Source organism: Paenibacillus caseinilyticus, from assembly GCF_027533645.1.
In the GTDB taxonomy this organism is placed as follows: Bacteria; Bacillota; Bacilli; order Paenibacillales; family NBRC-103111; genus Paenibacillus_G; species Paenibacillus_G caseinilyticus.
On sequence record NZ_JAQAGY010000001.1, the window covers coordinates 196850 to 214747 of the forward strand.

16 protein-coding genes are annotated in these 17898 nt (G+C 57.2%); 6 read left to right on the forward strand and 10 right to left on the reverse strand.

All coding sequences use genetic code 11. From position 1 onward, the window contains the following. Positions 1–27: 27 nt before the first annotated feature. From O9H32_RS00850 to O9H32_RS00870, 5 genes are all read right to left on the reverse strand, one after another. The gene (locus O9H32_RS00850; protein ID WP_269863819.1) at positions 28–1884 is read right to left on the reverse strand and encodes a FecR family protein; all 1857 of its coding nucleotides are present in this window, start codon (positions 1882–1884) and stop codon (positions 28–30) included. Positions 1885–2004: 120 nt separating this feature from the next. Beyond that, the gene (locus O9H32_RS00855; RefSeq protein WP_269863820.1) at positions 2005–3807 is read right to left on the reverse strand and encodes an adenylate/guanylate cyclase domain-containing protein; all 1803 of its coding nucleotides are present in this window, start codon (positions 3805–3807) and stop codon (positions 2005–2007) included. A 262-nt stretch (positions 3808–4069) separates the two neighbouring features. Continuing rightward, complete coding sequence (locus O9H32_RS00860) at positions 4070–4303, reverse strand: ferredoxin (protein ID WP_269863821.1); 234 nt, start codon at positions 4301–4303, stop codon at positions 4070–4072. A 148-nt stretch (positions 4304–4451) separates the two neighbouring features. Beyond that, positions 4452–4967 carry a molybdopterin-guanine dinucleotide biosynthesis protein B gene (gene mobB, locus O9H32_RS00865; protein WP_269863822.1) on the reverse strand — a complete coding sequence of 172 codons (516 nt, stop codon included), beginning with the start codon at positions 4965–4967 and terminating at the stop codon, positions 4452–4454. Further along, complete coding sequence (locus O9H32_RS00870) at positions 4964–6283, reverse strand: DNA polymerase IV (RefSeq protein WP_269863823.1); 1320 nt, start codon at positions 6281–6283, stop codon at positions 4964–4966. Before O9H32_RS00870 ends, mobB begins: the two co-directional genes overlap by 4 nt. 162 nt (positions 6284–6445) lie before the next feature. Between O9H32_RS00870 and cimA the strand changes: the two genes are divergently transcribed. Continuing rightward, complete coding sequence (gene cimA / locus O9H32_RS00875; RefSeq protein WP_269863824.1) at positions 6446–8101, forward strand: citramalate synthase; 1656 nt, start codon at positions 6446–6448, stop codon at positions 8099–8101. A 105-nt stretch (positions 8102–8206) separates the two neighbouring features. On the opposite strand, the gene O9H32_RS00880 is transcribed toward cimA, so the two are convergent. Next, positions 8207–8761, reverse strand: coding sequence for a TlpA family protein disulfide reductase (locus O9H32_RS00880; protein WP_269863825.1), 555 nt, complete (start codon positions 8759–8761; stop codon positions 8207–8209). 222 nt (positions 8762–8983) lie between these two features. Here O9H32_RS00880 and O9H32_RS00885 point away from each other — a divergent pair, with 222 nt between their 5' ends. Next, positions 8984–10303 (forward strand): MFS transporter, encoded by a 1320-nt coding sequence (locus O9H32_RS00885; protein ID WP_269863826.1) that lies wholly within the window; start codon positions 8984–8986, stop codon positions 10301–10303. 84 nt (positions 10304–10387) lie between these two features. Further along, positions 10388–10846, forward strand: coding sequence for a M67 family metallopeptidase (locus O9H32_RS00890; protein WP_269863827.1), 459 nt, complete (start codon positions 10388–10390; stop codon positions 10844–10846). 53 nt (positions 10847–10899) lie between these two features. Here O9H32_RS00890 and O9H32_RS00895 read toward each other — a convergent pair whose 3' ends face one another. The 3 genes from O9H32_RS00895 to O9H32_RS00905 are packed head-to-tail and all read right to left on the reverse strand — an operon-like array spanning position 10900 to position 14119. After that, positions 10900–11637 carry an exonuclease domain-containing protein gene (locus O9H32_RS00895; protein WP_269863828.1) on the reverse strand — a complete coding sequence of 246 codons (738 nt, stop codon included), beginning with the start codon at positions 11635–11637 and terminating at the stop codon, positions 10900–10902. 13 nt (positions 11638–11650) lie between these two features. Beyond that, a complete protein-coding gene (locus O9H32_RS00900) occupies positions 11651–12730 on the reverse strand; it encodes a DUF294 nucleotidyltransferase-like domain-containing protein (protein ID WP_269863829.1) in 1080 nt (359 codons plus the stop codon). A gap of 39 nt (positions 12731–12769) precedes the next feature. Continuing rightward, entirely contained in the window at positions 12770–14119 is a 1350-nt protein-coding gene (locus O9H32_RS00905) for an ammonium transporter (RefSeq protein ID WP_269864304.1), read from the reverse strand. Between the two features lie 434 nt (positions 14120–14553). On the opposite strand from O9H32_RS00905, the gene O9H32_RS00910 reads away from it, so the two are divergent. Together O9H32_RS00910 and O9H32_RS00915 are read left to right on the forward strand one after the other, a co-directional pair. Then, positions 14554–14985: a MerR family transcriptional regulator gene (locus O9H32_RS00910; protein ID WP_269863830.1), complete on the forward strand. Its 432-nt coding sequence runs from the start codon at positions 14554–14556 to the stop codon at positions 14983–14985. A 39-nt stretch (positions 14986–15024) separates the two neighbouring features. Then, entirely contained in the window at positions 15025–15705 is a 681-nt protein-coding gene (locus O9H32_RS00915; protein ID WP_269863831.1) for a zinc metallopeptidase, read from the forward strand. 57 nt (positions 15706–15762) lie between these two features. On the opposite strand, the gene O9H32_RS00920 is transcribed toward O9H32_RS00915, so the two are convergent. After that, entirely contained in the window at positions 15763–17607 is a 1845-nt protein-coding gene (locus tag O9H32_RS00920; RefSeq protein ID WP_269863832.1) for an ABC transporter substrate-binding protein, read from the reverse strand. Positions 17608–17718: 111 nt separating this feature from the next. Here O9H32_RS00920 and O9H32_RS00925 point away from each other — a divergent pair, with 111 nt between their 5' ends. Then, positions 17719–17862, forward strand: a complete 144-nt coding sequence (locus tag O9H32_RS00925) for a hypothetical protein (RefSeq protein WP_269863833.1) — start codon at positions 17719–17721, stop codon at positions 17860–17862. The last annotated feature ends 36 nt before the right edge of the window (positions 17863–17898 follow it).

The window sequence follows — 17898 nt, forward strand, 5'->3', positions numbered from 1 at the left end:
TTGATTCCTCTCCCTGTTCCTGATGGACTATGGTGCGGTAACCGTCAAGGATACCGGGGCGTTCAGCTCGTATACCGTCTCCCCGGACGCCTTCAGTGCCTTGAAGTGAAACAGCTCTACCTGCGCGGTCTCACCGGGCTTCATCCCGGAAGTCTCCAGCGGCAGGTCCACCAGCAGGGCTGGTGCTCCGTTCAGGCGTACCGGAGCCGAAGCCTCGCTTCCACTGCGCTGGAAGAGCGTGCCCGCATAGATCCACTCGCGCTGTCCGGAACCTTCCGTCTGGCGCAGCATCTCGGCAGTCTGCTCTCCGTCGAAGACCGTGGAAGGCGTATCCTGGAGCCCGTCGTTCTCCGTACCCGCGTAGTTCAGCTTATCTCCGGCGGAAGACAGATGGGCTTCCACCGCATAGAACGGCATATCGGCCGTGAAGCCCTCCATCTCGATCCGCAAGCGGACAGAGCCCGGCCCCGCTCCCGCAAGCTGGGTAACTTTCACATGAGGCCCAACCGGCGGCGGAGTCTCGGACCCCTTTCCCGAATCCGAATTCGAATCCGATCCAGAGTCTTGAACCGGATCAGGGGCTGGCTTGCTGATCCCGGACTCATTCTTGACGCGGTTCTGCTCGAAGGCTTCCCGCGCCGCTGCATCCAGCTTCTTGCGAAGATCCCCCAGCGCTTTCTCCGCCAGCTCCCGTTCCGTTCGGCGGTTGGCCTCTTCCAGCGCCTTCCGCTGCTCCTCGGCTTTCTTCAGCACTTCTTTGAGCCTTTCCCGGTTCTTGCGCAGGAGCTCGTCTTCCGCGGACGCTGTCCCTTTGCCGGACAGCCCGGCTTTCTTCTTCTCGATTTCGGGATCGAGCCCAGCCGTCTTATCCAGCGGAGGAACCTGCGAGAGATCCAGTTTTTTTCCGCCCTCCGGCAGGCTCCGGTTCACCTCATCGATGAGCCCCGCTTCGATTTTGGCCCGGTCGACGGCTTCTTTGGCGATATTCGGCAGCAGGGCATCGAAGTTGCGAAGCACCCCCAGAAGATCGCCGTCCGTTTCGAATTTTACTATCGACTGCGGATCGGGCCTCGCTGTCCCCCGGTCAAACTGCTCTTTCAGCTTTTGCTTGATCGCCTCGTTCTCCTGCTGGATCTGGCCGGCATTCCTCAGGAACGTCTCCAGTACCTTGGGATCGGCGAGACCGACAATCCGGGCGACATCCGCATACTCCACTGCTGTTCTCAGGTCGTCAGGCAGGGTCTGCGACTGGAGCTCGATCTGCTGCGACGGGTAGATCATCGCGGTCTGCTCCGTTGGTGTCCCCTCTCCTATACCGCCTTGCGCACCGGGCTCACTGCTTACTGTGGTGGCAGTTACTTTGCCTGCAGCCACGAGCATCACCGTCTCCCCTGTCTGCGGATCAATGAAAGTGGCGAACTGCGTTCCGCGCACCCCCATCACCGCCGTCGGCGTTTCGAGCTCCACCTCATCCTCCGAACTCACGAGTGATTTTACCTTGGACCAGAGGCTGCCCGCCCAGGACTTCACCCTGGTCTTGTTCCCCGCACCCTCCGTCAGTTCGGCCATATAGATCTCCGTATTCGCCGCCACCGTGAACTCTACCTCGCTCTGCCCCACCCGGAGGATGGCGTATGAGTCCGCTCCCGTGTACAAGTAATCCCCCTGATTCAGATTCAGATCCTTGTACACCCGGAAGGTCTTGGAACCGCCGGCTTTCTTATATTGGACGTTCCCCGATACTTCCGCCACGTAAGCCGCCCTTGCCGATTCGGCCCGGGCCTCAGGCACCGCCTGGAAGAAGGACATCAACACCAGCAGCACCGCCAGAGCGGCCGGCATACGGACGGAACGCCCCGGTTCCCCTTGTACTCTCTCTCTCACCTTCGAAACCCCTCTCTGTCTGCGAGCATCCATGCGAATCTATTTCTATTATTGTAAAAGCCAGCCAGCCAAAGATCAACGAAAAAGAACGAGAATCGTCAAACGGTGTCGAATATTCGGCTATTCCGCCTCTCGCAGCCCTATGGCTTCGTAAATCTTCACCGGCATGCTTTTCCCCTTGAGAAGCTTCTCGCCCGCGTCCCTGTAGCGGAAAGCTTCGCTAGTGCGCGCGTAAGTAGCCTCAGAGACAAAGATCTGATGGGGGCCGGTGGAAGACTCGATCCGGGCGGCCGTATTGACGTTGTCGCCGATCGCCGTATAATCCATCCGCAGGTACGATCCGATATTGCCGACAATGACGTCGCCGGTATGGATCCCGATACCTACGGCAATCTCGACGCCGTATTTGTCGTACACTTCCCGGCGAACCCTGCTCATCCCTTCCTGAATCTCGCAGGCCGTCTTCACCGCGCGGTACGCGTGGTCCGGAACATCGAGCGGGGCATTGTAGAGGATCATCGCCGCATCCCCCATGAATTTGTCTATCGTTCCCCCGCTCTCAAGCGCCCGCTCCGTGATCAGGTCGAACAGGGTATTGAGAAAGTCGACGACTTCCTCCGGCTTCAGCTTCTCGGACAAGGAGGTGAACCCCCGGACATCAAGGAAAAGTATCGTGAGCTCTTTGGAGATGCCCCCGAGTCTGATCTCCTGTTCGCTTCTGGCGATCTGCTTGACGAGATCCGGCGAGACATACCGGCCGAACTGCCTCGTAATATACTGTATTTGCAACGATTCGAAGTAGGTCTTCATCGCCAGATTGCCGAGATAAGCGAGCAGTCCGCAGGCTCCTGCTGCCGTAATGTCCAGATACTGCCCGCTCCATGCGAACAAGGCATACTGTCCGGCGAGCAGCCCCCCGAACACCGCTAGCGCCGCCAGCGCACCGCCGATCGCCCGCATCCTCCATGTCAAGAGACCGAGCAGCAGCAGCACGAATCCCGCCAGTACGATGTCCGTTCCCCTGCGGACGGGTACAAGCATCTGGCCTTGCAGAATCTGGTTCAGAAGGTTCGCGTGCGCATACACCAGGTGCATGTGCTTCTCGACCGGAGTCAAGCCCTCGTCGGTACCCGGCACCGTATAGCCGATCAGGATGATGCGGTCTTTGAATATCTCAGGCGGGACCGCTCCCTTCAGCACGCTGGAGAACGGAATCGTCTCGAAGTCGAACGCCCGTGCATCCCAGCGGATCAACGCCTCGCCCTTCGGCTTGCCCGGCAGCTGAGGAGGATCGAGGTACCTCGCGACGTCGGCCCCCGCCAGCTTGGCGGCTGCTAGCGCGAGCGAAGGATAGGGGCCTGCGGGCGTGTCCAGCACCATCCAGTTCGTGCGGATCACTCCGTCCGTATCGTCGAACGCCGCATTGATATGCGCCGGGTTCCCCCCCTTCCGGAAGGCCGGGATCGGATCGATGATCCGGTCCGAGCGGAGCAGCTCCCCCTCCCGAATGACGGTGGAACGGCTCAGCCGCTGCTCCACTTCGCCGTGCGAGGGCAGAATGACATTCTCGTGCTTCGCGAGTTCCCCCGCGAACTTGGCGTCTCCCTCGCCTCCGCTATCCGTATACAGCTCGATATCGAAAGCGACGGCCTTGGGCTTCCCGCTCTCCAGCCGGGCGAGAAGATCGGCATAGAACCCGCGGTCCCAAGGATACGGCCCGAGCTCCCTGATCGACTGCGTATCGATAGCGACGACCAGAATATCCTCATGCGGCTCCCGCGTCATCGTGGCTTTCATATGGAAGTCGAACAGCTGGTTCGACAGCATCCGCAGCGAATCCGTGCCCAGCAGGATCAGGCAGAGCAGGAGGACGACCGCATTGCCTGCCGCAATCACGCCCGCTTTGCTCCATTGCTTTTTCATAGATGGGCCCTCCTGAGGTTGATAAGTGTGATGTCCGGTACCGCCGCACCGGGCTGTGACTCCCATCTTAGCATGACGGGCCCCCTGCGGCGAGCGCTCCCCTTCAGTTGGCGCAACCAAGATAAACAGTTTCTCCGTCTTTTAATGACGATGCGCGGTTATGAGATAGATAAGATGACCGGATCGAGCCCTGGCGAGATTTACATTCTTGTATATGAAAAAAGCCTGTTCCCCGAAGGAAACAGGCTTGTCCTAGGACCTATTAGTTGAAAGGCGTGTCTGCAACTTTGATGGAGTCGGTAGGGCAGCCGTCTTGTGCATCCTGGAGATCGTCGTACAGGTCTTCAGGAATCTCGATTACGCCCTTGTTGCCGTCCGCTTCGTAGATGACTTCAGCCAGACCCTCGTCGTCGTAGTCGTAAATGTCAGGTGCAGTAGCGCCGCAAGCGCCACAGGCGATACAGGTTTCTTTATCCACGATTGTGTATTTTGCCATGATTACTCTTCCTCCTCGAATGTGTAGCCTCATCCTAGAATATAATATAAAAGACTCCAAAGTTCAAATAGAAAAGTTACGACCAGGTGATAAGCTAAGCTTATAGGTCTGCCATTGAGCAGTACCATGCCGGACCACGTCCGCTTTATTACTCCTTATTACCCTTCAGAGAAAGCACAAAACAGGCGATCCCGCGGACATCGTCCGGGTGGAATACCGGCACTCCGGCAGGAGGAAATCCGGCAGCTCCCGCGTCGGGCGTGACCCAAGCAAGGGGCTGAGGCGACAATTCGCGGAGGATACCCGCCTCGGAAGGCGTCCGGAACAAAGCGATCTTATCGTGCAGCTCTTTCTTGAATCCTTCCACCAGGACGTAATCGTACAAGCCGCTCTCCTGCAGACGCTCCACCGTCTCCTGAAGCCCGGTTCTCCGCCGCTCATAGGTACGGACCGCGTCCGGCGATACGACAATCACCGCCGACGCCCCAGCCCGGACGAAGCTCGTGGAATCCGCTCCATCCTCTTCCTTATAGTGTCCGTGGGCGTCGTGTTTTATGACGGCCACACGCACGCCCTGCTCCTCCAGAAGTCCGGCAAGTTTCGCCAGCAGAGTGGTTTTGCCGCTGTTAGACCAGCCGGCCAGTCCGATGACCGTGGCGCTCATGGGCCTTCCTCCTCCTTCAGTCCCCGCAGCTTCAGATGATCCATCTGCAGCGAGGTTCCTCTGCGCTTGCTGTTGCGGATCAAGGAGGACGGATCGTCCCCAAGCATCCCTGCCGTCAGCACCGCCCCTTCGCCGAATTTGTCGCGCAGCGCATCCATCGCCTTCGTCAACTTGTCCTTGGCAGGCTGCTGCTGATAGCTGAACAAGTCAAGCTGGACCGCCGCCTCGCTGCGGGCCGTCAGGCCCTGCAGCGTGACGCCGAGCAGACGCACCTCGCTGCCTTCGGGCCAGTGCCTGTCGAAGAGCGCACAGGCGGCCCGGTAGAACTCGTCCGTCTGCTCCGTCGGCTCCTTCAGCTTCGAAGCCCGGGTGATCGTCTTCATGTCGGGATCCCGGATGGTGATCTGCACCGTACCGGCCATCAGCCCCTGCTTCCGCAGGCGGCGCCCCACCTGATCGGACAGGTTCAGGAAGACGCGGTGAATCTCTCCGCGGTCCTTATAGTTCACGGGCAGCGTCGTCGTATGGCCGATGGACTTGCTCTGCTCGGAATCGGGGTTCACGGGCGCATCGTCCTCCCCGTTCGCCGCCCGCTTCAGCGCAGCGCCCATCACGCCGAACCGGGCGGTGAGCAGCCCTTCGTCCGCGGCAGCCAGCTGGCCTAGCGTATGAATCTGCAGACGCTTCAGCTTCTCCGCTGTCTTCTTCCCGATGCCGTATAGCTGGCCGCAGGGCATCGGCCAGAGCACCGATGGCACGTCCCGCTTGCGCAGCACCGAGATGCCGCTGGGTTTCAACATATCGGAGGCCATCTTCGCGAGCAGCTTGTTCGGCGCCACCCCGATCGAGCACGGAAGCAGCAGCTCGATGCGGATCCGGTCCTGGATGCTGCTGGCGATCTCGAGCGGTGTCCCGAAGATTTTGGAACCTGTGATATCCACATAGCATTCGTCTATCGACACGGCCTGCACCAGCGGCGAATAAGCGTAAGCAATCTTCATGAAAGCCCGCGAGAAACGGCGGTAGAGATCGAAGTCGGGGCGGATGAGGATGATGTCCGGGCAGAGCTTCTGCGCCTCCCTCACCTGCATCCCGGTCTTGACCCCAAGAGCGCGCGCACGATAGGAGCAGGTGACGACGATGCCGTGGCGAAGCTCCACGCTGCCCGCCACGGCGGTTGGCTTGTCTTTATACTTCTCCGGCTCCACGGCTTCATGGACGGAACAATAGAAGGCGTTCATATCGATATGCAGAATCACCCTCCCGTTGACGGGGTACCCCGCCGCAGGTCCGCTGCCTTTGTCCGTTTCGTTCACGAATATCGTCACCTCCCTTTTCAATCAGCATACCGCCCCCAATCCCAAGAGGCAAGGGCGCTTCTTTTTCCGATCGGAGTACTGAAAATATATGAAAAGAGCATAGATGGAACTGCGCCACATATGCTATAATTGTGCAAATCTATTATACCTTACTAAGGGATGCAACGAAGAGGCTGCCGAAACAGGAGGAATACGAGAGTGAGTACAGTTAAAATTTTCGATACTACCCTGAGGGATGGAACACAAGGTGAGGGCGTCAGCCTTTCCGTGGAGGACAAACTCAAGATTGCCCAGAAACTGGACAGCTTAGGCGTTTCCTATATCGAGGGCGGCTGGCCCGGCAGTAATAATAAAGATATCGAATTCTTCCTGCGTGTGAAGGAGCTTCATCTGAAGCATGCCAAAGTGACGGCCTTCGGCAGCACGCGGCGCAAAGAAACGCTGGCCGAGAATGATCCCAACCTGAACCGGCTCCTGGACGTCGGCGTCGAAGCGGCGGCGATCTTCGGCAAATCGTGGGACTTCCAGGTACATACCGCGATCCAGACGACGCTCGAGGAGAACCTCGCGATGATCTATGATTCCGTGCGCTTCCTGAAGAGCCGCGGCCTTGAAGTCATCTACGACGCCGAGCACTTCTTCGACGGCTACAAGAGCAATCCGGAGTATGCCATCGCCACGATCCGCAAAGCCGAGGAGGCCGGCGCCGATTGGATCGCCTTGTGTGATACGAACGGCGGCACGCTGCCTCACGAAGTATCTGCGATCGTAACGGATGTGCGGAGCCGGGTCGCCTGTCCGATCGGCATTCACGCCCATAATGACTGCGAGCTCGGCGTCGCCAACTCCATCGCAGCCGTGATGGCCGGCGCATCCCAAGTCCAAGGAACGATCAACGGATACGGCGAGCGCTGCGGGAATGCCAATCTCGTCTCGATCATTCCGAATCTCCAGCTGAAGATGAACTATGATGTCATCAGCTCCGAGCAGCTCGCTTCCCTCACCAGCGTGGCACGGTATGTCAGCGAGATTGCCAATATGCATATGCCGATCAATCAGCCGTATGTCGGGACGGCCGCTTTCGCGCACAAAGGCGGGATTCACGTATCGGCGATTCTCCGCGATTCGAGCACGTACGAACATATCAAGCCCGAGCTTGTCGGCAACAAGCAGCGGGTGCTCGTATCCGAGCTTGCAGGTCAGAGCAACCTGGTCTTCAAAGCGCAGGAGCTCGGGCTCGAGTTCGATACGAGCAAACCAGAGACGAAGTCGCTCATCGACAGAATCAAGACGATGGAGCATGAGGGCTACCAATTCGAGGGGGCCGATGCCACCCTGGAGCTGCTCATCCGCAATGCTTACGGCCAGCTAGAAGAGATCTTCACGCTCGAATCGTTCAAGATCATCGTCGGCAAAACGGTGAACCAGCCCGTCGTATCCGAGGCTATCGTCAAGGTACGGGTCCACGGAGAATCGGTCTACAACGCCGCCGAAGGCAACGGACCGGTCAACGCGCTCGATAACGCGCTCCGCAAATGCCTTGAACGCCACTATCCGGCGATTCAAAACATGCATCTGGCGGATTACAAGGTCCGCGTGCTGGACGACAAAGATACGACGGCTGCCAAGGTTCGGGTTCTCGTCGAGTCTTCGGATTTCCAGAGCTCCTGGAGCACGGTCGGCGTGTCCGAGAATATCATCGAAGCGAGCTGGGAGGCACTGGCCGACAGCATCCGCTACGCGCTGCTCAACCAGACCCCTTCCCAGATCAAGCAGCAGGAATACCGCGAACCGCTGGGCATCGTTAACCATTAGTTGGAACAGATACTACCAAAAAGCCGCTGCCTCCGATCGGAGGCAGCGGCTTTTTGCGCATCGTCATTGAAGGACGGCGAAGCCGTTTATCTTGCTTAGCCGGATTCACGGCCCGGCAGTACCGATCAGCCGCTGGATTTTCGCTTCGAGCTGATCGGCGGGCAGCACGTGGATGACCTCCACGAGCTTGCCCTCTCGGTCGATCAGATAGCTGGAAGGCACGAGCCGCAGCCGGTAAGCCTCCGCTGCCGTTCCCTCGGTGTCGAGCAGCACCGGGAAGGTGAACTGGTACTTCTTCACGAACGCCTTGGCTTCCTTGGCGCTGTCTTCGCTCGTCACATTCACCCCGTAGAAATCCACCCGGTCCTTATACTTCGCGTACACGGCTTGAAGGTCGGGCGCTTCTTCATGACACGGACCGCACCACGATGCCCAGAAGTTCAACAAGAGCGGCTTGCTCCGCCCGCCTCCCACGGCGAACTCGCCTCCCCCCATTCCCTGCAGCCTCAGCGCGGGAGCCGGAAGGCCGGGAGCTACACGGGGCGGTCCCGAAGCCGCAGCATACACCGGCTTGCCGTCGCCGCGCCGCTCTGTCAACTGAACGAGCAGCAGCGCTGCCAAGAGGCTCATCACCGCGAGGATCCCGCCGTATCGTCTCATTCGCTCATCCCCTGTTCTTTCCATGATGGATTCTCTTAGCAGTATTGCCCAAGAAAGGCCAAACCTTACGGCGGTCAGCCCAGAACTTCGTCACACACCGAAGTGTTCCTCGCGGTACGATCCTGCCGTCCGTCTCCCTGCTGAGGGTACAGGCATGAGGGGACACTCCCCTGGGAATAGTAAACTTACGATAGAATGAATGAGTAAGGAGGCTTCATCCGGGTGGAAAAGACGAAATCCAAAAGACTCCAAATTTCATTTGAAAGCGATATGGCTTCCGCTCAGGAAGAAGGACAGCATCAAACGAAAAACAAGAAATCTTCTTCCTCCGAGGGCGGTTCCTCCAAAGGCCATCTGATGGAGTTCGTGGCCATCGCAAGCGTCCCCATGGTCCTCGTACTTGGGAACTCCATGCTGGTTCCCATCCTGCCGGACATGCAGGAGAAGCTCGGCATCTCCCAGTTCCAGAGCTCGCTCGTCATTACCTTGTTCTCCGTCACCGCGGGGCTCGTAATCCCCATCTCGGGCTATCTGTCCGACCGTTACTCGCGCAAGGGAGTGATGATCCCTTCCCTCATCATCTACGGCTCTGCCGGCGTGCTGGCGGGCTTCGGGGCAGTATGGAACTCGTATACCATCATCATCATCGCCCGTGCCATCCAGGGGCTGGGAGCAGCCGGGACGGCCCCGATCGCCATGGCGCTCGCCGGAGATTTGTACAAAGCCGGTACAGAGAGCAAAGCGCTCGGCCTGACCGAAGCTTCCAACGGAGCCGGCAAGGTCATCTCGCCGATTCTCGGCTCGCTGCTGGCCTTAATCGTCTGGTATGCCGCTTTCTTCGCTTTCCCGCTCTTCTGCCTGGCTTCGCTCCTGCTGGTTATGTTCGTCTTGAAGGAGCCGAAGAAAACCAAAGAAGCGCCGAAGCTCGGCGCCTACATTCACGGGATCGGCAAAGTGCTCAAAGAGAAAGGGCGCTGGATGATTCCAGCCTTCTTCGCCGGCTCCCTCGCCTTATTCGTGCTCTTCGGCGTGCTCTTCTATCTGTCGGACATTCTGGAGGAAGCGCCGCACAGCATTGAGGGCGTGCGCAAAGGGATGATTCTGGCCATCCCGCTGCTGGGCCTCGTCATCACTTCATATACGACGGGTTCCTTCATCAAGAAGAACGGCCGCTTGATGCGGATTCTCATGAATATAGGACTGGCCGTCATGTCGATAGCCCTTGGACTGTGCACCTTGTTCTACGACGGCAACATCTATGTATTCATCGGCCTGCTTACGCTCAGCTCCGTCGGAACCGGACTGCTGCTCCCCTGTCTCAATACGATGATTACAGGTTCTGTAGGACGGGAGCAGCGCGGGGTCATCACATCGCTCTACTCTTCCCTCCGGTTTCTCGGGGTAGCCTTCGGTCCGCCCTTGTTCGGCTGGATGATGGACAAGTCCCATGGCCTGGTGTTTATTGTGGTCACTACCCTTGCCGTGATTGCACTGGCGCTCGTCTTTTTCCTGATCAAGCCCCCCGCCCGGATCAAAGGCTGACGCTTGGCACGCCGCCCCCAGGAAAGGTATAATGAACCTTACTTGGCAGGGCATAGACGTGTGATAAAGGCGGGACTACGCAAAATGGCACCACTGCTCACCTTACCGGAACAGATATACCGGGAGATGGTCACCCATGGCCTCTCCCTCCTCCCCGAGGAAGCCTGTGGGGTTCTATCGGGCTATCCCACAGAAGAGGGAGGCTGGATCGCGCACCGCTTTCATCCCGTACCCAATATTTCGGTTCAGCGCAGGCACCGGTTCGAAATGGAACCCGGTCGGCTCATTGCGCTGCTTCACGAAGCGGCGTACCGCGGCGGGGCAGTGATCGGGTTCTTCCATACACACCCCACCACACCGCCGATTCCCTCCGAATGGGATCTCGCCACAGCCTGGCATACGCTGCCAAGCCACTGGATTCTCTCGCTCCAGCGCCCTTCCGTACCAACGATGGGGGTGTACCGATACGTTCAGGATGCTTCGGGCCTCTTGCAGGCCAAGACTCTGCCATACCGGGTACTTCCAGACTCCCCTACCCTATAACCAACACAAAAAAATCCCCAGACCAGCATTCGCTGCATACCGAAGATCCCATGTCAGTTCGTATGGCTGAGGTGCGTATAGAGATCCCCAAGCGTCTGTATGCCTCTAGACTCCACTTCCAGCATTAATTTGCCCCATAACTTCGCCGTCATCACTGCATCCTCCAAGGCATGGTGCCGAACCGTAACTTCGATCCCGTACAAATCCAGCAGCGTGTCCAGATCATAGGCAGAGAGCCTCGGATTCAGCCACTTCGCGATCATCATCGTATCGAGCAGACGGTGGGACAGATTAACCTTGGAGGTCTTCCACAGGGCCGAATTCAAAAAATGCTTGTCATGACCCGAGCCGTGGGCCACCAGCACCTTCTGCTGCACGAACTCCAGGAAGCCGCGAAGCGCATGAATCAGATCCGGAGCCTCTTCCACCATACCGTTGGTGATCCCTGTCAGCTCCTCGATTTCCCGGGGAATAGCCCGCTTGGGGTTGACGAGACTGTAGAACGTCTCATGGCCGGACAACAGACGGCCGGTTACGTTCACAGCGCCGAAGGAGATGATTTCATCGCCGTTATAAGGAGAGAATCCGGTGGTCTCGAGGTCAAAAACCACCACTTCCACCGTATCCAAAGGGATTTCATACAGGGAGTTCTTTCGCTGCTCTTTCATAATAGAACGGATGAACGCCATCTGCTGGGCGCTCTGGACATCGAACATCGACGTGAGGGCAGGCGTCAATCCGCCCATTTTGTACAGATGCCACATCCGTCCCGCGGGCCTCATATCCTTCATAAGCGGTTCTCACCTAACCTTTCTCGAGCTCATTGTGAACGCTTCGTTTGACATACTTCTGCAGTTCTATGCCGATGCGCAGACACAGCTTCAGCTCTGAGATCCGCTCCTTGGTCAGCTGCTCCGCCGTCAGCTTGCCGCGCGTAGTGTACCTGCCGCCCTCCACCTGATAAGGGGTCATGGACCGCAGCTTGAATGCCAGGCTCAGCGCTTCCAGCCAGTCGAGACCGATTTCCTCCTCCACATACCCCTCCCGGATCAGCGCGAGCATCCGCTCTTCCGTCGACGTACTCCGGATGCCTGCCTCGATGGCGAGCAGCCGGATCCCGTTGACGATGGGAATGTAAGCCCCGTACTTGACGTCCACCCCTCCCGCATCTTCGCCGTACCGCTCCTTGATGAGCTGGCCGAAGAGGCCCAGCGAGACTTTGTGGTGCAGCGTATTGTGAAGCAGGTGCTCGAGCATAGCCGGGTGCGCGGCCACATACGCATGAAACTCTTCCGCGACCGCCTCGCCGAGCGCCTGCTCGCCGTATACCGTGCGAAGATCAGCGGCGATCAGCAAATACCGCACGTTCTCCCAGTCCGGGTCCTGAAGCCAGCCGGCAATCGTCTGCCGGTATGCCGTTACACTTTTGCGCCACTTGGCGTTCGTACAGATAACATTGCCGCTGCAGGGCGGATACCCCGCCAGCTCCAGATTGCTTGAGATCTGCTGCGCGAGCCCCTGGAAGTACGCCTCGGCCGCCGCTTGCTCACCCGGTGACGAGGGGTCCTGGTACACGAGCCCGTTATCCTGGTCGCTCCACAGTGTCTGCTCCCCCCTGCCTCCGCTGCCGAAGAGCAGGAAGGCATAAGGCAGCGGTGCCGATGACCCATGCGATTCATCGTACTCCCGCTCGGAGAGCTCGATCACCCGGCGGATGACCGCATCGTGGAAGCGGTTCGCAGCCCGGTTCCACTCCAGGGGACCGGCAAAAAGGAGATGCCGCCGGAACTCCCCATGCATTCGATCCCGAAAGGCCCGCAGCTCCTGTATACCCTGAGCGGCCGCCGCTTCCCCGCAGATCTGATCCAATGAGAGACGTTCCATGACGACATCCCCTTCTATTTCTATTGTTGTGTAAAGCCTTTAGAAGCTCGCCGAATTGCCTCCGGCGGATTTCTTCATTTGCTCAGGATAGCCGTAAGAACCGTGCTCCGACAAGTCAAGACCGACTACCTCTTCTTCCTCCGTAACGCGAAGGCCGATCGTGACTTTCAAGATAGACAGAATAATGAAGGACACGACGAGAACGAAGACGAAGGTAGTGAAGATCCCGAGGGCCTGCACGCCAAGCTGCTCCAAGCCGCCGCCGTAGAGCAGGCCCGGCTTGCCCACGCCCACTTTCTCGACGAGTTCCGGTGTTGCAAAAATCCCGTTGGCGAGCGTCCCCCAGATCCCTGCAATCCCGTGAACGGAGAAGGCATAGATCGGATCGTCGATGCCAGCTTTTTCGAACCACTGCGCCGTAAAGAATGTCAGGATACCTGCCACTGCACCGATGATTACGGCATCTCTCACCGTCACGAAGGCGCAAGAAGCGGTAATGGCCACAAGTGCTGCCAGCACACCGTTCAGCATGCTTGGAATGTCCGCTTTGCCAAAATAGATCCATGCTACCACGATCGCCGCCACACCGCCGGCCGCCGCCGCCAGGTTCGTTGTCATGGCAATGTAACCGAAGAAGCCGTCACCCATAGCGCTAAGCGTGGAGCCCGGGTTGAAACCGAACCAGCCGATCCACAGAATGATTACGCCAAGTACCGAGAGCACCTGATTGTGACCCGGAATCAGGTTCGGCGTTTTATCTTTATTGTACTTCCCGATCCGCGGCTTGAGCATCAAGGTAGCGACCAGAGCTGCCGTTGCCCCCTGCAGATGCACGACCGTAGAGCCTGCGAAGTCCTGCTTGCCGTGTCCGGCGAGCCAGCCGCCGCCCCAGATCCAGTGAGCCGCTACCGGGTAGATGAAGATGACGAAGAGGATACTGAAGATGAAGTACACCGAGAGTTTGGCGCGCTCTGCGAAACCGCCGAAGGCGATAGCAAGGGAGACGCCGGCGAAAGCGAGCTGGAAGAGGAATTTAATGCCGATCGGCACATCGGAGTAAGACAGTGAACCGAAGGCTGCGGTCGCCTGCTCTTCCGATCCGTCCACGAAAAAGCCCTTCATCCCGATGAAGCTGTTGCCGTCGCCGAAGGCTAGACCGAACCCTACCGCCCAGAACGCGATCGCACAGATCCCGAAGGTAAGGATCGTTTTGCCGGCAACGTGCCCCGCATTCTTCATGCGTGTGGAACCTGCCTCAAGCAGCGCGAAGCCCGCCTGCATGAAGATGACGAGAATGGCGGCCAGCATGACCCAGACCGCATCCACCGCTCCCTGAAGTTGAGCGGGTGTCGCGTCATCCGCGGCAAAAGCCATGGCTGTCGGCAACATAACTGACATAAGACCCGTAGAGAAGAGCAACTTCTTTAACAAACCGACCACTTCCTTCTTAATGTTAGTTTATATAACACGTTTTGAAATTCTTATTGTCATTATATAGGCCGTCATTTCTTTTGGCAATAGGTTTTTGAATAAATACTGGGTAAAAACGAAAAATAACCTAACATCAAATGCGCATAATTCGGTTTTCTTGTCCATATACTAGGGGATTCGGATGCAAAAACGTAACATAGCATCGCTCCCCTCCATTTTCGTTCCAATATTTAGGAGGTGATTCGCCGAGGTTGTCTCAGGCTAATAATGGAGAAGCATAACGTTTGACTGTATGGTTTGGGTTCAGGTATCATGAGATAGGGAATGCTCATTCGTTTTGCACCGGAGGCCGGCCCAATCTACATATAAATGAGGTGGAGGATGATGGGGATATGAAGCTTTATAAAATCGGTGAGCTGGCGCGCTTATCGGAGGTCAGCCCCAGAACGATCGACTATTACACCAAACTCGGACTGATCGACCCGGAAACCCGGTCCGACACCAACTACCGGTTATATAGCGATGAAACCTTAGCCCGTCTCAAACGTATTGAATCGATGAAGAGGGAGAAGTATACCCTAGAGGAAATCAAAGCGAGTCTTCAGCAGCTGGGGAAAGTCAGCAAGGATGAAATGGTGACAGATAAGCTTACAACACTGCAGCTTTTATTGAAGCAGCTCGAGAAGGAAGCCAAGGAAGTCGGCCCGCTTCTCGAGAAACTGAAACCATCCCAGCTCAAAAAGCTGCATAACATGCTGAATCAACCCACGGCGGCCTGCATCGAAGCGCTTCTGCTTCTCTTGGGCAAAGGTCCCTTTTCGTAGTTACACTCATATTGATTTCATAAGAAGGAGTGTCATAGCATGCTGTTTACACCATGGACCGTACTCATCCTGGCAGCAGTTGGTTTAAGCTTTTGGGCAAGCTTCAGGGTTAAGGGCACATTCAACAAATGGTCTGATGTTCCCGTCACATCCGGTTTAACCGGATATGATGTAGCACGGCGCATTCTGGACGAGAACGGACTCCATGACGTGCCTGTAGAAGCGGTCCGCGGCGCGTTGACGGACCATTATGATCCCGTTGCACGTGTCGTCCGCCTCTCGGAGCCCGTCTATTACGAACGTTCCATCTCGGCCGTATCCGTTGCGGCACACGAAGTCGGCCACGCCATCCAGCACAAGGTAAGCTATCCGATGCTCGTAGCCAGACACAAGATCTTCCCTGTGGTGAACTTCTCGTCGGGGATCGCGCCTTTCCTGCTGATCGGCGGCTTCCTGTTCAAGTTCTCCGGACTGATTCTGCTCGGCATTATTCTCTTCAGTGTGGCGGTGATGTTCCAGCTGATTACCCTTCCGGTCGAATTCAACGCTTCTTCCAGAGCGCGCGACATTATGGTTTCTTCCGGATTCATCCGCAACAGCGAAGAAGAGGGCGTAGGCAAAGTGCTCAACGCCGCCGCCTTGACTTATGTCGCGGCAGCCTTGGTCTCCGTACTCCAACTGCTTGAGTACATCTGGATTTTCAACCGTTCCGACGATTAAACAGCCTCCATACTACGAAAAGCCCGGACTTCCCCTAAAGGAAATCCGGGCTTTTCTTTATGCTTGCAGACGGCTGCTTCCCTCCGCTTCCGGCTCCGCAGTGTACGCCGGCTCGAACCACAGATCCCGAAAACGGACCCAGCCGAGCGAACCCAGCGACACGTTCTTCAGCGACGGATGAAATATGGTGCGCTGCGTATGCTGGAAGAGAAACAGTACGCAGGCTTCCTCCATCACCAAGGCCCGCAGACGCTCCAGATAAGCTTGGCGTGTCGCGGGGGAGCTTTCCTGATATAATCGTGCGATGAGCCAATCCACATTCTTCCTCTGCTCTTCGCTTAGGTGAAGACGTACCGCACTGTTCTCCGCAAGGAACAACTCGATGACCGATAATTCCGGGTGTTCATCCATAATATTGCGGTGAAACCAGATATGCGCATCACTCTCCGATGCGCCGGCCGTACAGGAGCGGATCCGGTTTTCGAGCTCGATGCGAATCCCAATCTCTCCGAGCTGCTCCCGGATGCTCTCCAATTCAAAAGGGGAGTGATGATAACTAAGACGCAGCACCTCCCCCTTGTAACCGCTTTGGCTCAAATACCGCCGGGCGGCAATGGGATCGAATCCCTCATCGGTATCACTATGCTCCCGCTCATCCTCGTAGAACCACTTCGCGAACGTCCGGACCCCTTCTCCATCCTGAGGAACCAATAGACGGCGGTCAATGCCATGCTGCACCGCTTTGCGGAACGAAAGCGATTGATGCGGACCAGGCACAAGATGATTGAAAGTCAGGAAGCTGCAGTCTCTGCCCGTCTTCTCGATCGACTTCCACCCCTTCGGCGTCTCCCCGTCCTCCATCGTGCATTCATAACGCATTCCATAAGACATCGCCTCGAGTTGGCTTGCCTTCCGAACCAGCTCCGGCGTATACCAGATTTCAATCCGGTCCAGATGGGCTCTCCGGTCATAATACCGCCCGAACGCTTCGAGCACCAGCATATTGTCATCGTGCTGAACGATCTTGAATGCACCGGTTCCGATGGGGGCCATTTGAAACCTCTCTCCCATGTCGGTGACGGCATCAAAAGGAACAATACAGGAACGATTATAGCTCATATGCTGCAGGAAGAGGGGATTCGCGCGGCTCAGCCGGATCCGTACCGTATACCGGTCCGTACACTCTACCTCCTGTACGTCAACGAACAGCCATCGGTACGGTGAACGAAGCTCCTCGCTCCGCAGCCGCTCGATCGTGAACTTGACATCCTCCGAAGTCATCTCCCGTCCATGATGGAAGAACGCTCCTTTACGAAGATAGAAGAGCCATTCCGTTCCCTCTCCGAGGCAGCTCCAATGATGAGCCAATCCGCCTTCGAACGCCCCTGTCTCTTCCCGGTACCTGACCAGCGTATCGAAGATCTGCTCCACGACATGACACTCGACCAAGTAAGACAGATGGGCCGGGTCAAGGCATTCGATCTGCTTGTGATAAGGCAGCCGCAAGGTATCGGTCTGCCGGTCGTTCTGCCGGTGGGGCCGGAAGCCGAACTGGGTATCGAGCCAATAGACGAAGTGGTCTTTGACCGCCGGCAGGTGGGGATAATTCTCCAGATAGGCGAATGCCTGCTGAATATCTCCTTTGCGTACGTATTCCTGCGCCGCTTCCAGCGCCACCGCCTCTCCTGCTGCCAGCAGTCTTAGCTTCGAACGGTGTCCCCGCCCGCGGCCCGGCGCGTAGGAGATCCACCCCAGCGCCTCCAGCCGCTTCAGCACCAGATTCACGTTGCGGCTCGAACATTGGAGCAAGTCCGTAAGCTCCGGCAGGGTCACCTCGAACTCCTCATCCCTGTGTACTTCCGCGAACTTCCCGTGCAATTTCAGGTAATAGAAGTCTAACATCCGTTTCAAGCCCCCTCTTCGGTATCAAAAGATGAAGGAATAGAAAATACCTTACACTTTTTATTCATCTTTCGCAAGATATAATGAGAAGAAAGAGGGGAGCGTGGCGTCATGAATCATTTTGAGCTGGAAATGAGAATGAAGGATCACCTGGAGGAAATCCGTTCCCAAACCAAAGAGCTCCGCTATTACCGGCTGCCCTTACTGGATTGGCTGATCGGTACAAGCGGAGCCCTGATTCTAGCGGGGCTGTAAGCCTGATAATGAACACTCTATTCGGTATCGAGGTGA

Excerpts from the sequence above, each read along its gene's own strand:
- O9H32_RS00855 (WP_269863820.1), bottom strand. The coding sequence starts at position 3,807 with ATGAAAAAGCAATGGAGCAAAGCGGGCGTGATTGCGGCAGGCAATGCG.
- O9H32_RS00860 (WP_269863821.1), bottom strand. The coding sequence starts at position 4,303 with ATGGCAAAATACACAATCGTGGATAAAGAAACCTGTATCGCCTGTGGC.
- mobB (WP_269863822.1), bottom strand. The coding sequence starts at position 4,967 with ATGAGCGCCACGGTCATCGGACTGGCCGGCTGGTCTAACAGCGGCAAA.
- cimA (WP_269863824.1), top strand. The coding sequence starts at position 6,446 with ATGCAACGAAGAGGCTGCCGAAACAGGAGGAATACGAGAGTGAGTACA.
- O9H32_RS00880 (WP_269863825.1), bottom strand. The coding sequence starts at position 8,761 with ATGAGACGATACGGCGGGATCCTCGCGGTGATGAGCCTCTTGGCAGCG.
- O9H32_RS00890 (WP_269863827.1), top strand. The coding sequence starts at position 10,388 with ATGGCACCACTGCTCACCTTACCGGAACAGATATACCGGGAGATGGTC.
- O9H32_RS00895 (WP_269863828.1), bottom strand. The coding sequence starts at position 11,637 with ATGAAGGATATGAGGCCCGCGGGACGGATGTGGCATCTGTACAAAATG.
- O9H32_RS00900 (WP_269863829.1), bottom strand. The coding sequence starts at position 12,730 with ATGGAACGTCTCTCATTGGATCAGATCTGCGGGGAAGCGGCGGCCGCT.
- O9H32_RS00905 (WP_269864304.1), bottom strand. The coding sequence starts at position 14,119 with ATGTTGCCGACAGCCATGGCTTTTGCCGCGGATGACGCGACACCCGCT.
- O9H32_RS00910 (WP_269863830.1), top strand. The coding sequence starts at position 14,554 with ATGAAGCTTTATAAAATCGGTGAGCTGGCGCGCTTATCGGAGGTCAGC.
- O9H32_RS00915 (WP_269863831.1), top strand. The coding sequence starts at position 15,025 with ATGCTGTTTACACCATGGACCGTACTCATCCTGGCAGCAGTTGGTTTA.
- O9H32_RS00920 (WP_269863832.1), bottom strand. The coding sequence starts at position 17,607 with ATGTTAGACTTCTATTACCTGAAATTGCACGGGAAGTTCGCGGAAGTA.
- O9H32_RS00925 (WP_269863833.1), top strand. The coding sequence starts at position 17,719 with ATGAATCATTTTGAGCTGGAAATGAGAATGAAGGATCACCTGGAGGAA.